The 16,252-nt window shown below is 45.7% G+C and carries 17 protein-coding genes; 12 read left to right on the top strand and 5 right to left on the bottom strand.

Translation table 11 applies throughout. The features are described from left to right. Positions 1 to 6 precede the first annotated feature (6 nt). Both D829_RS0113230 and D829_RS0113225 read left to right on the top strand, forming a co-directional pair. Positions 7 to 633, top strand: coding sequence for a rhomboid family intramembrane serine protease (locus D829_RS0113230; protein ID WP_017689380.1), 627 nt, complete (start codon positions 7 to 9; stop codon positions 631 to 633). 69 nt (positions 634 to 702) lie between these two features. Then, positions 703 to 1,614, top strand: coding sequence for a LysR family transcriptional regulator (locus tag D829_RS0113225; protein ID WP_017689379.1), 912 nt, complete (start codon positions 703 to 705; stop codon positions 1,612 to 1,614). A gap of 38 nt (positions 1,615 to 1,652) precedes the next feature. On the opposite strand, the gene D829_RS0113220 is transcribed toward D829_RS0113225, so the two are convergent. Together D829_RS0113220 and D829_RS0113215 are read right to left on the bottom strand one after the other, a co-directional pair. Next, a complete protein-coding gene (locus tag D829_RS0113220) occupies positions 1,653 to 2,333 on the bottom strand; it encodes a zinc metallopeptidase (protein ID WP_017689378.1) in 681 nt (226 codons plus the stop codon). A gap of 28 nt (positions 2,334 to 2,361) precedes the next feature. Continuing rightward, entirely contained in the window at positions 2,362 to 2,790 is a 429-nt protein-coding gene (locus D829_RS0113215; RefSeq protein ID WP_017689377.1) for a MerR family transcriptional regulator, read from the bottom strand. Between the two features lie 351 nt (positions 2,791 to 3,141). Between D829_RS0113215 and D829_RS0113210 the strand changes: the two genes are divergently transcribed. Genes D829_RS0113210 through D829_RS0113200 form a run of 3 tightly spaced genes read left to right on the top strand, consistent with a single transcriptional unit; the run spans position 3,142 to position 6,403 of the window. Then, positions 3,142 to 4,542 (top strand): ammonium transporter, encoded by a 1,401-nt coding sequence (locus D829_RS0113210; RefSeq protein ID WP_017689376.1) that lies wholly within the window; start codon positions 3,142 to 3,144, stop codon positions 4,540 to 4,542. Between the two features lie 41 nt (positions 4,543 to 4,583). Beyond that, positions 4,584 to 5,669: a DUF294 nucleotidyltransferase-like domain-containing protein gene (locus tag D829_RS0113205; RefSeq protein WP_026081158.1), complete on the top strand. Its 1,086-nt coding sequence runs from the start codon at positions 4,584 to 4,586 to the stop codon at positions 5,667 to 5,669. Further along, positions 5,666 to 6,403 carry an exonuclease domain-containing protein gene (locus D829_RS0113200; protein WP_017689374.1) on the top strand — a complete coding sequence of 246 codons (738 nt, stop codon included), beginning with the start codon at positions 5,666 to 5,668 and terminating at the stop codon, positions 6,401 to 6,403. The genes D829_RS0113205 and D829_RS0113200 overlap by 4 nt, the downstream gene beginning before the upstream one ends. On the opposite strand, the gene D829_RS32430 is transcribed toward D829_RS0113200, so the two are convergent. After that, positions 6,389 to 6,880 carry a Mov34/MPN/PAD-1 family protein gene (locus D829_RS32430; protein ID WP_017689373.1) on the bottom strand — a complete coding sequence of 164 codons (492 nt, stop codon included), beginning with the start codon at positions 6,878 to 6,880 and terminating at the stop codon, positions 6,389 to 6,391. The genes D829_RS0113200 and D829_RS32430 overlap by 15 nt on opposite strands. Before the next feature lie 226 nt (positions 6,881 to 7,106). Between D829_RS32430 and D829_RS0113190 the strand changes: the two genes are divergently transcribed. Continuing rightward, a complete protein-coding gene (locus tag D829_RS0113190; RefSeq protein WP_017689372.1) occupies positions 7,107 to 7,658 on the top strand; it encodes a TlpA disulfide reductase family protein in 552 nt (183 codons plus the stop codon). An 82-nt stretch (positions 7,659 to 7,740) separates the two neighbouring features. Here the strand turns inward: D829_RS0113190 and cimA are convergent, their stop codons facing one another. Then, positions 7,741 to 9,360 carry a citramalate synthase gene (cimA, locus tag D829_RS0113185; protein ID WP_017689371.1) on the bottom strand — a complete coding sequence of 540 codons (1,620 nt, stop codon included), beginning with the start codon at positions 9,358 to 9,360 and terminating at the stop codon, positions 7,741 to 7,743. Positions 9,361 to 9,889: 529 nt separating this feature from the next. Between cimA and D829_RS0113180 the strand changes: the two genes are divergently transcribed. The 3 genes from D829_RS0113180 (at position 9,890) to D829_RS0113170 (ending at position 13,215) form a co-directional block, all read left to right on the top strand. Further along, the gene (locus D829_RS0113180; protein WP_241230773.1) at positions 9,890 to 11,194 is read left to right on the top strand and encodes a DNA polymerase IV; all 1,305 of its coding nucleotides are present in this window, start codon (positions 9,890 to 9,892) and stop codon (positions 11,192 to 11,194) included. A gap of 117 nt (positions 11,195 to 11,311) precedes the next feature. Continuing rightward, the gene (locus D829_RS0113175) at positions 11,312 to 11,554 is read left to right on the top strand and encodes a ferredoxin (RefSeq protein ID WP_017689369.1); all 243 of its coding nucleotides are present in this window, start codon (positions 11,312 to 11,314) and stop codon (positions 11,552 to 11,554) included. Between the two features lie 218 nt (positions 11,555 to 11,772). Next, positions 11,773 to 13,215 (top strand): L,D-transpeptidase, encoded by a 1,443-nt coding sequence (locus tag D829_RS0113170; RefSeq protein ID WP_017689368.1) that lies wholly within the window; start codon positions 11,773 to 11,775, stop codon positions 13,213 to 13,215. Positions 13,216 to 13,257: 42 nt separating this feature from the next. Here the strand turns inward: D829_RS0113170 and D829_RS33705 are convergent, their stop codons facing one another. After that, positions 13,258 to 13,395 (bottom strand): hypothetical protein, encoded by a 138-nt coding sequence (locus tag D829_RS33705; protein ID WP_017689367.1) that lies wholly within the window; start codon positions 13,393 to 13,395, stop codon positions 13,258 to 13,260. 255 nt (positions 13,396 to 13,650) lie between these two features. On the opposite strand from D829_RS33705, the gene D829_RS0113160 reads away from it, so the two are divergent. The 3 genes from D829_RS0113160 (at position 13,651) to D829_RS0113150 (ending at position 16,167) form a co-directional block, all read left to right on the top strand. Next, positions 13,651 to 14,748, top strand: coding sequence for a quinone-dependent dihydroorotate dehydrogenase (locus D829_RS0113160; protein ID WP_017689366.1), 1,098 nt, complete (start codon positions 13,651 to 13,653; stop codon positions 14,746 to 14,748). Between the two features lie 134 nt (positions 14,749 to 14,882). After that, complete coding sequence (locus D829_RS0113155; protein ID WP_017689365.1) at positions 14,883 to 15,698, top strand: GTP pyrophosphokinase family protein; 816 nt, start codon at positions 14,883 to 14,885, stop codon at positions 15,696 to 15,698. After that, positions 15,685 to 16,167 (top strand): DUF309 domain-containing protein, encoded by a 483-nt coding sequence (locus D829_RS0113150; RefSeq protein ID WP_017689364.1) that lies wholly within the window; start codon positions 15,685 to 15,687, stop codon positions 16,165 to 16,167. The genes D829_RS0113155 and D829_RS0113150 overlap by 14 nt, the downstream gene beginning before the upstream one ends. The last annotated feature ends 85 nt before the right edge of the window (positions 16,168 to 16,252 follow it).

Raw genomic sequence — 16,252 nt, 5'->3', positions numbered from 1 at the left:
AAATTTATGATATTTATTCGCTATGAGAACTGGAAAGGTTATTTGAAGTATTTCCCTTTGACGTCGCTTTTTTTAATTGCCAATGTTGTGATGTTTATTGTGTTAACGGTGAACGGTGGCTCAACGAACAATATGGTGCTGCTGAAATTTGGGGCACTTACGAATCATGAACTGTTCGCACAGGAATGGTGGCGTTACATCACATCCATCTTCCTGCATGCGGGCTTCAGTCATTTATTGTTTAACAGCTTTGCGTTAATCGTATTTGCGCCACCGATGGAGCGGTTGCTCGGGTCGTTAAGGTATGGTGTATTGTACCTGGGTGGCGGCGTATTGGGTAATATTCTTGCTGTTGCATGGTACAACTCGATTGGGAGTATTACCATCTCGGTAGGTGCATCAGGAGCGATCTATGCCGTCTATGGTGCATTCCTGTACGTAGCGCTGTTCCAGCGAACGATGATGGACGAGGCTTCGCGCAAAACGATGTACACTCTGCTTTTGTTCGGGATCATATTCTCCTTCGCCATGTCGGGCATCAATTGGATGGCACACCTCGGAGGATTGTTGGGTGGATTCTTTATTTACGGACTGTTGATTAGATTGTGGAAACCCCGTAGCTTAAAGCGGTAGTCAGAACGTTCTCAAGATGGAATGTAATCAAGGATAAGTAGGGTATAACAGATTGGAGCGATCAGGGGAGTGGAATTAAGACAGTTGCATTACTTTTTGAAAGTGGCACAGAAGGAACATGTAACACAGGCTGCTGAAGAGTTGCATGTGGCACAGTCGGCGGTGAGTCGTCAGATTCATCAGCTGGAAGAAGAACTGGGCGTGGACCTTTTTATGCAAAAGGGACGAAACCTGCAGTTGACTGCAGTGGGGCAGCTTTTTTGCAAACGAATTGAAGGCATTTTGAAAGATTTGGACAAGGCAGTTGGGGAAGTTCATGAGTTTCTGGACCCGGAGCATGGAGAGATTCGAATTGGATTTCCGCATAGCCTGGGGATTCATCTCATTCCTTCCGTTGTGGCTGCTTTCCGTCAGCGCTACCCCAACGTGAAATTCAGATTCAAGCAGGGGATGTTCCCTACACTGATTCGTGATGTGTTATCCGGAGAGGTAGACTTGGCATTCATTTCTCCTTTTCCCGAGAAGCATGATCAAGTAGATGGTGATATTGTACTCACGGAAGAATTACATGCCATCCTTCCTCCGAATCATCCGTTAGCTGGTGAAGACACAATCGCGCTTGAACAACTTAAGGATGATAAGTTTGTATTGTTCAGCAAAGGTTATTCTCTTCGTCCTATTGTGTGGCATGCCTGTCTGGAAGCTGGTTTTACACCTAAGATCGCTTTTGAAGGGGAAGAAACCGACACCATTCGTGGATTGGTCGCCGCGGGCATGGGGGTAAGTCTGCTGCCTGAGATGGCGTTATTCCAGACGAATCCGTTGCAACCGGCACATGTGGCCATTTCCCATCCCAAAGTAACACGGACCATTGGGTTAATTCATCGTGCGCATGATAAACTGCCGCTGGTTGCTCAGTCCTTTCGTTCATTCTTGCTTGATTATTTCGGTTTACAACAAAACAATACCCCATCCGATTAACGGTGGGGTATTGTTTTGTTGTTGTATCAGGTATCCAATTAATCGCGGCTGTTGAAGATTCCGATGTAACGAATCAACTCAAGCAGTGAGATCAACGCTGCAGCAACGTAAGTCAAGGCTGCGGCATTCAGAACTTTTGCAACACCTTTTTCTTCTTCATTACGGATGTACCCTTCGGATACCATAATCTCTCTGGCTCGATTACTTGCATTGAACTCAACCGGTAAAGTGATGAGTTGGAATGCTACAGTTACGGAGAAGAAGATGATACCGATACCTACAAGGTTCATGGCATTGAAGATGAATCCTGCAATTAACAGGAATGGAGCTAATCCGGATGCAAAGTTCACAATTGGGAAGATCCGGTGACGCAGTGCCAGCATCGGATAATTTTCTTTATGCTGAATGGCGTGGCCAACTTCGTGACACGCTACCGAAACAGCTGAGATTGAGTTTTCGTAATATACTGGTTCAGATAAACGTACAACCCGATTGATCGGATCATAGTGATCAGAGAGTGTACCACGTACAGGTTCAATTGGAACATCATGCAGCCCGTTAGCATCAAGCATCTGGCGAGCGGCATCGTAACCAGTCATTCCGTTCTGGTTCGGTACCTCCGACCAACGTCTAAACGTACCTTTAACGCGAAATTGCGCCCATAAAGAGAGCAAAAAGGCGATAATGATCAATACGAACATACCGTTATTAAAACTCATATTCATTCCTCCGCTTTCTGAAAATAAGCTACATCATGGTGTTCTCAAGCAAGATTTTAAGTGCCTCCATTGTACCGGCACTTTTGGTGAGGAGTCCTGCCATCATTTTACGTGCTTGTACAGGTTTCATCTCTCCAAGTAGCGGTTTGAGTTCATTAACCTCTCGCTCAAGTTGTTGTACATGAAGTTCCAATGTTGTTAATTTGCTGGCAACTTGTTCTTCTGTACTAACCAGACGCCACTTCTCAAGAGATTGCTTAATCTCGTCGAGACTATACTTCTCTTGTTTCATCTGTACAATACGTTCAAGCCTCGTTAAAGTTTCATTACTATAGAGACGATAATTTTTTTGTGTACGTTCTTCGGGAGCGATTAGTCCAAGCTTTGTGTAATAATCAATCGTCCGTTCACTAACACCAGCGGTCTTGGCAAGTTCGCCAATCCGAAAAAGTTTCATATCCCCAATGATATTCACCTCGCTTGCAAGTTCAAATGTAGGGAATTGTAGTTTCCACTTGTGAATTTCTAGACTACGCCCAATTTTCTTACTAATAAGTATGATACATGATCTTTAACCGTACAGTCAAACGTTATGCTTTAGCAATCAGCATACTGCATTTCTATATCTATGTACTCATAGAATGTGATTATGTACTTAAGTGCAAGAAAAAGACGTATGACTTTATTCCCAGAAATAATTTTCAATTTTGATGAAAATACTCTTGTCAACTTTCCTCTCTTCTGCTTATAATGACATTAAGAGTTTCACGTTATGTGAAGAAACTTAACACAAGAGGGAGTGGGGTATATGAGAAAGAAATGGTTGGTTTCCATGTTAGTAATGCTTACTTTGTTCGCTTTTCCGGTTAGCGCATTTGCGGCTGCGGAGGGTCCGACTAACATTGAACTTCAAAGTGGTTTGAACTCAGCCTTTACGTTTTTGGCTGTTGTACTCGTGTTCTTGATGCAAGGGGGATTTGCTTTACTCGAAGCGGGTTCAACACGAATGAAGAATGCAGGACACATTGCGGGTAAGACCATCCTGACTTTGGGAATTTCAGTTATTGCCTTCTGGGCTTTGGGTTTCGGTCTTGGTTTCGGTAATGGTAACAGCTTCTTTGGAACAACAGGATTCTTCCTGAGTGGTGACAAGATGGCTGCTTCCTTCGAATCACTGGCTTTCTCCGATGTTCCACTGACTATTAAATTCGTATTCCACCTCGCCTTTGCGGCGGTATCTCTGGCCATTGCCTGCGGTGGTATGGCTGAACGTGCAAAGATGAGCGTATATATTGTTTTCGGTACACTGTATACCATTATCATGTATCCGGTTGTTGCTCACTGGGTATGGGGCGGTGGCTGGTTGGCTGAGTTGGGTATGCAAGACTTTGCAGGATCGACGGTTGTTCACTTGACTGGTGCGACTGCAGCATTGGTAGCGACCATCTTGTTGAAACCACGTATTGGTAAATATAACAAAGACGGCAAACCTAACATCATTCCAGGTCACAACCAAGTGTATTCCGTACTCGGGGTTATTATCCTCTGGATCGGTTGGTTCGGATTCAACCCAGGTAGTACATTATCTGCCATGGGAGATGGATTCTTCGGTTATGTTGCATTGACTACAAACGTAGCTGCAGCAGCCGGTGGTGTTGCTGCGCTGTTGATCTCATGGGCAGTACTGGGTAAGTCTGATATTCCTAGCATGTTAAACGGTGTGCTTGCGGCACTCGTTGCGATTACAGGAGCATGTGCATTCGTTGAACCTTGGGCAGCGCTGGTTATCGGTGCTTTGGCGGGTATCATCACATTCTTCACAGCACAGTACTTCGATCGTAAAGGAATTGACGATCCAATCTACGCTTTCTCCGTACATGGTATTGCTGGTATGTGGGGTGCGATCTCCACGGGCTTGTTCGCTACTCCTGAACTTGCCGAGAATGCGGGTGTAGGTCAAGCGGGTCTGTTCTATGGTGGTGGATTCCACCAATTGGGGGTACAACTTCTAGGTCTGGCAGGTGCTTTTGCCTTCGTACTGGTGATGTCCTTCATTATTCTGGGCGGAATGAAAGCGATCATGGGCATCCGTGTTACTGAAGAAGAAGAAACAGTGGGTCTGGATATCAGTGAGCACGGTACTTACGGATACCCTGAACAAATGAAAAATGTAGATTCTAAATCGGGTGGCGGTACGTTCAGCTCCTGAGGTGAATGATGCTGAATCATGCTTCAAGGAGGCTGGACATGATGGAACCCATCTCGTATACAAACTATTCCTGGTCTTATCAGGGAATCGATGGTGCGGTGTCTTCTCAAGAACTGCGTCAGGCACGTGTAATATTACAGAACGAGCTCCAGGAATTGTTGTCCGCTTCCTTGTCGCCGATCGAGTGGTACCAAACGGTAAATGAACTGCATGACCGGATTGCACGGAAAGCAGTAGAGTTATGCATTCAGGGGATGGTTGAGGAAGGCTTCGGCCAACCTCCCGTCCCCTATGCCTTTATCGTATTTGGCAGTTCGGGCAGGGAAGAAGCAACGTTATGGAGTGATCAGGATAATGGCATGATCATTAGCGATACTCCGCATGAAGGTAAAGAGGACTATTTTGCCGACCTCGGACAGCGAATGACGGATATGTTAGAAGAGCTTGGTTACGCCAAGTGCGAAGGCAAAGTCATGTGCTCTGAGCCACTTTGGAGAAAAACGCTGGCGTCATGGAAGCAACAATTAGCAGATTGGAGTTCGGATCTGAATTGGGAGCCCGTTCGTAATCTGATTATTGCTTCAGACATGCGTTTTGTTGCAGGTGAGCAAAGTCTGGCGGAGGAATGGATCACGAGTTTTTATGAACAGTTCAGACTTGTTCCTGAACTTTCGGATGCAGTTCTTCGCAATACGGTTAAACATAAAGCTACATTAAATGTACTTGGACGTGTGGTCACAGAACGATTTGGTGAACATGCAGGCGGATTTGATGTTAAGTATGGTTTGTACATTCCGCTGGTGAACAGTGCCCGTTATTTGGCTTTGCAACATGGGATCAAGGAGTCATCTACGTTAAAAAGAATGGAGAGACTGACTTCACTTGAAGCTGTTCCATTTACATTACTGGATGCATGCCAGCGGGCCTTCTTTGCCGCTTTGAACTTTCGCAGAAGTACACCGGTTGTCATCCAAGGGGATTTGCAACATAGCAGTGGGTTCCTGGATGAGAAACAGATGAAACAAAAACACATTCATTATGAGCTCAGGGATACGCTCGGGTTGGTACGACGAGTGCATCGTGCTTTGCAAAGACAGTTGCGTTTTGCAGAAAGGAGACGTCCATGAGAGAGCCGGCAAGGGGCAATACAGGATTCTGGAATTCGCTGCGTCAGGGAGGGGTTCCTTCCGCCATCGCTTCCATTATGGGAGCCCCTACGGCGCAACACATGGCGTTTATCCGTTCGATGATGAGAGAACAGCGCAGACCTGAGGTTCTGCATACGCCTCTAAATGAGCTGGACGCAGTTGTATTTGATCTGGAAACGACGGGTTTTTCGCCCCAGCATGGGGATGAGATTATCTCATTTGGTGCGGTCCGTATACATGGTGGTGTGGTATTGGAAGGAGAACAGTTCTATACGGTGGTGCAGTCCAAGACTGCGGTTCCGGAACATATTACTGAACTTACAGGTATTACACAGGAGATGACGCTGGACGCACCAACTTTGCTGGAAGGGCTGCATGATTTCATGTCTTTTGTAGGAGGGAATGTTCTGATTGCACACGCAAGTGCGCATGACCGAGCTTTTCTGAATGCAGCTCTGTGGCGGACTTCAAAGGTAAGGCTGACGCATCGTTTAATTGATACGATGATGTTGGCCCGCTGGCTTGAACCAAGCAGGCCGGGGTATGGTCTGGACGAATTGCTGGAATCCAGAGGGATTCCGATCTATGGGCGTCACCATGCACTGGAAGATTCGAAAATGACTGCGCAGTTATGGTCCTGCTACTTGGAGGACATGACTCGTAAAAATGTGGAGACTTTGGGTGATCTTTATACCCAGCTAAGTCACGCATAACGGAACGGGAATCAGATTGTATGAAGGCACAACGTGGTGTGTCGGATCCTGCGATTCCTTCGAGGATTCAATCAGATAACCGTTCAGATGCATATGAGATCGCAACCCGCTTGTAAGGTCGGGTGAGCCGATGAGGTACATCTGAAGCAAACCGGCGAAGGCCGGAAGAGCTTGTAAGTCCTCTAAGGAAGGAACAGGCTTGGTCTGCGGATGAGAATGGAAGATACCAATGAGCTTGGGCTCGGAGAATACGCACCGAATCCATTCGGCATCGTCCAGAGTAAAATGGTGCAGCTGGTCAGGTGCTACGTTACGAATGGGCTGAAACCGACTGATTCGTATACCGCCCGCTGCGGTTTCACCCAGCATAACCCCGCAGGCTTCTTGCGGCAGCGAAAGGAACATGTGCTTTGACATCTCTTGTTCTACGGAATAAGGGATGTAAAAGGCGTTTTGCTGCCCGTGAAGTGCTGCCATTTGTATTCACCCCTCTCTCTTTGGCTCCTGCTTTGGCAGGAGTCCTTTTTCATTTTATTTTCTGTGATGCGGATTGTAAAATTTTAATGGAAAAGGGTACAATAATAAAGAGAACATTTGGGAATCATGTTCTGGTGAACTGTCATAGAGCGTGATAAACACTTAGCATGTGCAGAAATTACGGTTTCAGTTTCAATATGCTAATTATATAAAAGGGTGGCGGGTTATGAAACGAAACATATACATACTGCTTGGTGTTGTCTTGCTGGTTGGTATTGCACTGGCCCAGAATGCGGGTGACGGCATTGCAGCCGTCTTTAAGCAGGAAGAACCGATGCCTACAGAGACGGGACCACGTGCAGGTCTTCTGGCACCTGCTTTTTCTCTGACAGCAATGGATGGAAAGACGTACAGTGTGGGCGGTGCCAAAGATAAGGCCACGTTCGTCAGTTTCTGGGCATCCTGGTGTGATCCGTGTAAACAGGAAGCTCCGGAGCTGAACAGAATGGCTGCGAAATACAAGGATAAGCTTGACATGTATGGGGTTAATGTAACGTCATACGATAAACTCAAGGATGCCAAAGCTTTTGTGGATGAGTACCAACTGACATTCCCTATTCCCTTGGATGAGAAGGGAACTGTGTATGCTCAATACAATGGGGTGGCTTTTCCAACGAATGTTCTGATTGACTCCAGAGGAGTTATACAGGAGATTGTTCTGGGCATATTGCCCGAGAAAGAGTTAGAACGTAAGATTAAAAAGTTAATTGCGAATTAATTTTCATGTAAACAAAGAAGCCTCTGCATCCATGATTCATAGATGCAGAGGCTTCTTTATATTTTCCGGGAAATAAGCGTTATTAGTGGTTGCTTATCCCATGAGCAGGAATAGGGAGTGTGCCCGGCTCATCCTGCAATTTTTCTTGAAGCAAAGCATAGCGGAAACTGTGTACGAGCGCTTCCCAACTTGCTTCAATTACGTTCTCGGATACACCGACAGTGTTCCATGTGTTTTCCGTATTTTTGGATTCGATCAATACACGAACTTTGGCAGCTGTGGCATCCTTCTCATCCAGAACACGTACTTTGTAGTCCGACAGATGCATGTTGGCAAGTGAAGGGAAGTATTGCACCAGCGCTTTCCGAAGGGCGTTATCGAGTGCGTTAACCGGACCATTGCCCTCAGCAGCGGTATAAGCGCTTGTTCCAGCGATATTCACTTTGACAAAAGCTTCGGAAACAACAGATTTGCCCGCCGTTTTCTCCACAAGCATTTTGAATGATTCGAACGTGAACAATTCTTTCATGTCACCGTTCGCTTCACGAATTAACAATTCAAGCGAAGCATCTGCGCCTTCGAACTGGTAACCCTGATGCTCCAGGTCTTTGATCTTCTCAATAATCTGACGTGAATTGGCGCTGCTTGGATCAAACTCAAGACCCAGTTCCTGTGCTTTGGATACAATGTTACTTTGTCCGGCAAGTTCCGAGACCAGCACACGCTGTTTGTTACCAACCAGTTCAGGAACGATGTGTTCATAGGTACGTGAATCCCGCAGGATGGCAGAGACGTGAATTCCACCTTTGTGAGCAAAAGCAGCATTGCCGACATAAGGTTGATTAATCGGCATATTCACATTAGCAATTTCGCTGACATAACGTGCCACGTTCGTAAGTTGTCTCATTGAATCCTCAGTGACACATTCATAGCCAAGTTTCAGTTGCAAGTTTGGAATGATGGACGCCAGATTAGCATTACCGCAACGCTCTCCATAACCGTTCATCGTTCCTTGAACTTGACGAGCTCCGGCTTGTACAGCACTGAGTGTGTTAGCGACAGCCAGTTCACAATCATTATGTGTATGGATGCCGAGATGTGCATGAGGCAGGCTTCTATGCAGTGTGGATACGATCTCGTGCACCTCGTTTGGCATCGTCCCGCCGTTGGTATCACACATGACGAGCCAGTCCGCTCCAGCTTCGTGAGCTTTGGTCAAGACCGCTTGAGCATACTCCGGGTTATGTTTGAATCCGTCAAAGAAGTGTTCTGCATCAAAGATCACTTCCATACCATTCTGTTTCAGATAGGCGATGGAATCATAGATCATGGACAAGTTTTCTTCCAATGTAGTCTGCAAAGCGGTATGCACATGGAAGTCCCATGATTTACCTACCAGGGTGGCAGCCTGTGCTCCCGATTCAATCATGCGCTTCAGGTTGGCGTCTTCACTAGCGATGCTGCCTTTACGGCGTGTGCTACCAAAAGCAACAACCTTTGCGTTCAGGTTTAATTCCTTGACTCTTTTGAAAAATTCAATGTCCTTGGTATTGCTGCCGGGAATTCCGCCTTCAATATAATGGACACCCAGGTCATCAAGCTTCTTGGCAATTTTGAGTTTGTCGTCTGCCGATAAGCTGACACCCTCCCCTTGTGTGCCGTCACGTAAAGTCGTATCGAAGATGGAAATGGCCTTTGACATGAAGATCCTCCTTTGAGATAAAGCGCTCGTTTAAAAGTTTGGATTGTAAGTTGGGAAAAGCTGTTAAGTACGTTAGTGGACGAATCCTTCGATTCGGCAACGCTACACTGTGTTAAACTCCATGCGCTGATTTGTCCTAAAGTCGTCAATTTGTATAATTAATTATTATAGCACCATTATAGCCAAATGCTACATAGAAATCGCAGTTTCATGTAACAATTAACGGATTTTAGAGAAAAAAGAAGGATGTTAATCATAATCCGGATGTATGTTATAATCTATTATTGAGTTTTAATTGGAATATATGGAAGAAAAGGAGGGTTAATTTTGAGTTTTGTATGGGAAAATACGGTTATTGCCCTGATCACTTTGATATTTTTTGTGAGTGTAGGCTGGTTAATTATTCGGTCTTTGATCAGATCTCGCAGAAAATAAATGCTCGTGACTGAATTAACATAACGGGTTTGATATACTATAGAAGAAAGCAAATTACGTTTCATTAATTAGTGTGCATGAAAGGGCGGGGGTCATGATGTCTTCAGACGGCAATCCTCCAGCAAATGTGGATCAATATTACCCTGCAGCCGGACGGGTGATTCTGCATGTCGATATGAATGCTTTCTACTGCTCTGTACATGAAGCCGAGGAACCAGATTTATATAGAGGAAAAGCAACGGCCGTTGCGGGCAGCAGTGAACTGCGAAAGGGTGTAATCGTAACCTGCTCATATGTCGCTCGTAATCGAGGGATCTCAACAGGTATGGTTGTGCACCAAGCCATGAAAAAGTGCCCTGATCTCATTGTGATTCGTCCTGATTTTCATTTATATCGTCAATATTCAAGAGCGTTCATGCAGATTGCGTATAATTATACCCCTCAACTTGAGGCGACATCCATTGATGAATGTTATCTTGATATTACAGGTTCAAGGCAATTCGGGAATCCAATGGAGATTGCGGAGAGCATTCAGCGGAGAATCAAGGATGAATTGGGGCTGCCATGTTCCATTGGCATTGCACCCAACAAATTATTGGCTAAAATGGCTTCAGATCTGAAAAAACCGAACGGTATCTCCATTTTACGCATGAGGGACGTACCCCGGATTCTTTGGCACAGGCCATGTAACGAGATGTTTGGCATTGGCAAAAAAACGGCTGAAAAGTTGAAAAAACTGGGCATTGAAACGATAGGTCAATTGGCCAAGTCGGATGAGAACATGTTGACCGAACTATTCGGAGTTAATGGATCGTGGCTCAAAAATTCTGCGAATGGCATTAACCATTCCGCAGTTCACGTGGAACGTGAGGCCAATAAATCCATTGGACATACGACCACTCTACCAGCGGATGTATCGGATATGAATGAGATTCATCGGGTATTCCTCAATATAAGTGACCAGGTAGCCAGAAGATTGCGCAAGCACGAAATGTTCAGCCAGGGTATTCAGATTACGATCCGCACACCGGATATGAAGACAATCACCCGATCACGTTTAATGGAAGTTCCTACTGAGGATGCAACGGTCATATACCGTGAGGCCTGTAAACTATTTGAGAAGCATTGGGGTAGTGGAAAGCCTGTACGCATGCTGGGTGTGACACTTCAGAACCTGATTCCAAGAGAGGAATCCGCTGTGCAGATGGACTTGTTCGAATATGAGCAGAAGCCCAAGAAGGACAATCTGATTCGGATTATGGATCAGTTACGTGATAAATTTGGTGAGAATGCTGTTGTGACCGCAGGCATGCTTGGAGACGATCCTTCCGTGCTGCTTCGTAATCATAAACTGCGCGGTACTTCCCTGCAAAAAGATAACTTGCAAAGTCTTGATTAAATAAGGGATAATAAAGGCTTGTGGTTGCAAATTGATTTGTAATTATCCTTACTTTGGTTTAATATGTTTCTAGATAAAAACACTGTACGTTTCGAATTTTAGGAGGAGAGAATGTAAATGAGTAAATATACTTGGGTTGAAAAAGACACATGCATCGCATGTGGCGCTTGTGGAGCAACGGCTCCAGACATCTACGATTATGATGATGAAGGTTTGGCAGAAGTTATCTTTGACGGCGATGCTAACCATGGTGTCAAAGCTATTCCAGACGACTTGTTTGACGATATGCAGGATGCATGCGATGGCTGCCCTACAGATTCAATCAAAGTAGCGGACGAGCCTTTCAATAAAGAGGGCTAAGTATTTCTCACATGAACACAGAGCACTTTCTTTTGTCTTAACGACAAGGGAAGGTGCTTTTTTTGCATTCATTCAACTGTGATTATCTGACTATGGATCAAGGACGAACATTGTCGAACCCCCTTTTTTCCACCGGGTACTCAAGTCCTATGGATTCAACGCCTGGTTATGCCGATATATAATGATATGCGGAAAAAGGCGAAATAGTGGAGGATCGGATGCAAAATACTCATCTAAGAACATATGTCAAGAAACATCCAGACAATAAAATGGCTTGGTACTTGCTCGGAAAGGAGTACTTGGGCGAAGGACAGGAGGCCAAAGCCAACTATTGTTTTCAGCAAGCGGGCGAGGTTTATGAGGCATTTGAACGCAGTAAAGCTCCTGCTGACATCTGGGTAGACTATCAGGACAAACTGGTGGAGATGTCTGAGCAAAAGGAGAAAAAACAACGTAGACGCAAAATGTGGCTTACGTTGTTCATGCTGCTTGTGCTGGCAGGTCTGCCACCTGCGGACGCTCCGGGTTTCAGTCGTGAAGCGGCCAACGCACTGTCAGCAGCATTGGAATCCACGGATGACATTATAGAGCCTGTAGGAGCGGATAAGCAGGCTGTGACTGCATTCATTCCACCAAGTAATGTGTTCACCGCTGCGGCATTTGGTGGAGGCAACCATGGCGAGGCTGCGCTCGCAGCTGCCTGGTCCGGGTCTGGCCCGAAAGTAGAGACCTCTGCTGTACTGGGTATGCAAACCTCGGATAACTGGTCTTTATGGAAGCGAAATATGCCTGTGAAATACATAGTACAAACCAATACAAGCGGGAAATTAACTGCACAGAGTTATGATGCCAAGCAATGTAACTGTGAACCTCCTGAAGTTACGCCGAAAATCAAAAAGATGGCCTTGGCGTGGACCGCCAAGCAGGAAGCTGCTGCATCATTATCAAGTGCAATCGTTGCCTATCGTAAAAAAAATGACGCTTGGCCCAAGAGTGTAACGCAAATGGCCCAGCCATTTCCGAATAATATTCTGGGAGAGACTGCGCCAGGTATGACCGAGATGTTTCCGAAGCTGTTAGCTTTGCATCAGGGAAAGGCACAGAAAGGAAAGAGCGATTCAAGGGGTAAAGAGAACGGTTCAACATCTTTGGATTCGTCTCAAGGCAAAAATGCTGCTTTTGCAGATACGCTGGGAGGTCAGCCTTTTTTGCAGGAACCGCTGGAGATGGTCATTGATAAGGATAAACATAAACTTGCATTAATCAGTGGGGATACCATTGTTCGTATATATGATGTGGGACTTGGCGGTGATCAAACACCGGAAGGTTCATTTATCATCACAGATAAAGTGGTCAATCCGAATGGACGCTCGAACGGTGAGTTTGGAAGCAGAGGTATGCAGCTCTCGAATACGAATTATGCCATCCACGGGACCAACGAGCCAGACAGTATCGGACTGGATGAGTCCCTTGGATGTGTGAGAATGCGTACAGAAGATGTAGAAGAGTTATTCGCTCTTGCTCCGCAAGGCACTCCGGTACGCATTGGAGAAGATGTACTGCCAGATCTGACGCTTGTTCCAGAAGCAAAGCAGCGTTATCAGCATACGCTTGTTCCAAAGCAAAATAATCCGAACAAAACGTATCACTGGCTGAATTGATCTGTTTGATATGTAGAATCAGAAGGATTCAGCCTGAATCATCTACATGTTGGCAATAATGATAAGAGCACCAATGATGATGATCAAGCCGCCTACACTGGCTGCAGTCCATGCAATGGCTTTGCGATTCACTTCTTCTTTCTTTTGCTGTAATGCAGGTGGTTTACGTTTGGGAGCCATGAGTTATTCCTCCTTATTTGGAATAGAACTGGTGTAGAGTAACCATGCTCTCATTGTAAAGAATTCAACTCGTCATTTCCAGTGGGCGGGTGGATTTCTTGTGAGCATTTTGTATTATTCGATTTGTGCTGTCTATGCGCAAACTACTTTCCTTTTTAATAAGAAACAGATAAACTTGTGAGTAGAGTGTTTTTTTACATATGAAAAGACGGAAAACGGCTTTTTGGCGTACCGGACCAGAACGGAGTGAGTGATTTGTTATACAGAAGTCTTGCTAAACCTTTGTTGTTCAAAATGGACCCTGAACAGGCCCATCATCTGATTATTGGCGGCCTTAGTGGCGTGGGTAGCATCCGCCCGGTTCCTTCCGGACTGCGTGTGATGTACGGCGTTCGTGAAACGTCTGATCTGGCTGTTGACATGTTTGGGTGTCATTTCCCTACACCTGTTGGTCTGGCTGCGGGTCTGGACAAAAACGGGCAGGCCGTAACGGGCTTTTCTTCCATCGGATTTGGATTCATGGAAGTGGGAACCGTGACACCACTTGCACAACCAGGTAACGATCAACCACGGCTGTTCCGTTTGCCTCCAGATGAGGCGTTGGTGAACCGAATGGGCTTCAACAATCTGGGTGCGGAAGCCATGGCAGGTGAATTGGCACGTCTACAGGATCGGCGTATTCCAGTGGCTGTTAACATCGGCAAGAATAAGGCAACTTCTAATGAGGAAGCTCACCTGGACTATTCGAAGTGCATTCAGGCGCTATACGATTATGCTGATCTGTTCGTGGTTAATATCAGTTCACCAAATACACCGGATTTGCGTAATCTGCAACATGGGAATGAATTGAAGGAACTGCTCGCTGCGGTTATGAACGAGATGAACGTGCAGCATGCACGAGCGGGCGGAGCGACCAAATCCGTTCTGGTGAAGATTGCACCGGATGTGAATGATCAGGAACTTGAATATATGGTTCGCACAATTGCAGACAGCGGTGTTGCTGGCATTATTGCAACGAACACAACCATCAGTCGTACAGGACTTTCCCACCAACATGCAAAGGAGACTGGTGGCTTGAGCGGCAAACCTCTGCGTGACCGTTCAACGGAGATTATTCGCCAGATCTATCGCCAGACCGAAGGCAAACTTCCGATCATCGGTTCAGGTGGCATTTTCACAAGTGAGGATGCATACGAGAAAATTAAAGCCGGAGCAAGCCTGGTCGAAATATATACAGCATTGATCTACGAAGGACCTGAGGTGAATCGGCGTATTCACGCCGGACTGCGTGAGTTACTGCGCAAGGACGGTTATCGTCATATCTCTGAAGCGGTTGGTGCGGAACATCGTTAAGAAGGATTGTGAATCCCCGGAATGAAAATATAGAAGCATGGAAGAGCGTAAAATGGTTCGGGACTCTTCCCCCCACCAAACATCATGTATAATGGAATAGAACAGGGGAAGCTATAGAGACAGGAGGCATAAGCATGGACGGTAGAGACTGGGGTACATTTTTACTTCCTTATGAACAAGCGGTAGAGGAATTAAAAGTCAAGTTTAAGACAATGCGGGCGGAACTGAAAAAAAGGGAAGAGTATGCCCCTATTGAATTCGTTACCGGTCGTGTCAAAAAAATATCCAGTATTCTGGAGAAATCCAGACGACTGAATGTGTCGCTTGATGACGTGGAGACAGGCATTGAGGATATTGCAGGTATCCGCATTATGTGCCAGTTCGTAGATGATATCCGTCGGGTTGCCGAGTACATTCGGGGCCGTAAAGATCTCACGGTATTAATTGAGAAAGATTACATTACGAATTTCAAAGAGAGCGGCTATCGCAGCTTCCATATGATTATAGAGTATCCCGTTCAGACGGCTCTGGGACAAAAGAAAGTTTTGGCCGAGATACAGATCCGGACGCTTGCCATGAACTTCTGGGCTACCATTGAACATTCGCTGAGTTACAAGTTTCGGGAAGGGTTACCTGATGAGATGAGAACCAGGCTGAAAAAAACGGCTGAGGCCGCGTTTATACTGGACAACGAGATGTCTGCAATTCGTCTACAGATTTTGGAGGCGCAGAAGGCATTTGAGGATGATTCCAATATCGTGTCTAGAACATTGAATATCATTCATCAATTATACTTCTACCACCTTGTCAGTGAAGCGATTGAAGCACAGAAGCGATTTAACGATTACTGGGAACGACATGATATGGAAGGGCTCAAAGACTTGCTTGATGATGTGAAAGAACTTCTGAACAACGCCAGAAAGGGCGAAAACCCGGATGAGCATCTATGAGCCACTGTACATTGACTACTTAATCTACTTCAATCGGGATCAGGATTATTTCGAGTGTCATGAGGTGCTGGAAGAATTGTGGCTTGAACGTAACCGGGATTCTCTCTATAAAGGATTGTTGCAAATTGCGGTTGGTTTATACCACTTCAGGAATGGCAATCTCCGCGGAGGAACGATGATGTTACAGAGCTCACTTGACCTTCTGGAACCTTATCCTGCTACGATTCTGGGCATTGACCTTGGGGCGTTGGTACGGAATGTACAGGGGATCGTGAAGCAACTGTCCCAATCAGATGCTCAGTCTGTGACTTACAGGGATTTGTCCATACGAATTGTTGATGAGGTCTTAGAACAGGAGATATCTAGAAGATCGCTTGAGCTAAAACCTAATATTCCGCAACGCCGGAGTCCTACCAGAGGGCGAATATACGAAGAGAAGATGAAGGCGATGGATCAGGGTAAAAGTTAAGCCGTAATCAGCGTTAACATTCAAATGAGCATCCCATGGATATGAAGTTCCATGGTTATGAAACACCCCGACGATTCCTGTAAAG

The organism is Paenibacillus sp. PAMC 26794 (genome assembly GCF_000316035.1).
Lineage (GTDB): Bacteria > Bacillota > Bacilli > Paenibacillales > Paenibacillaceae > Paenibacillus.
Note: the sequence above shows the minus strand (reverse complement) of the source record. Positions and strands in the feature narration are given on the sequence as shown.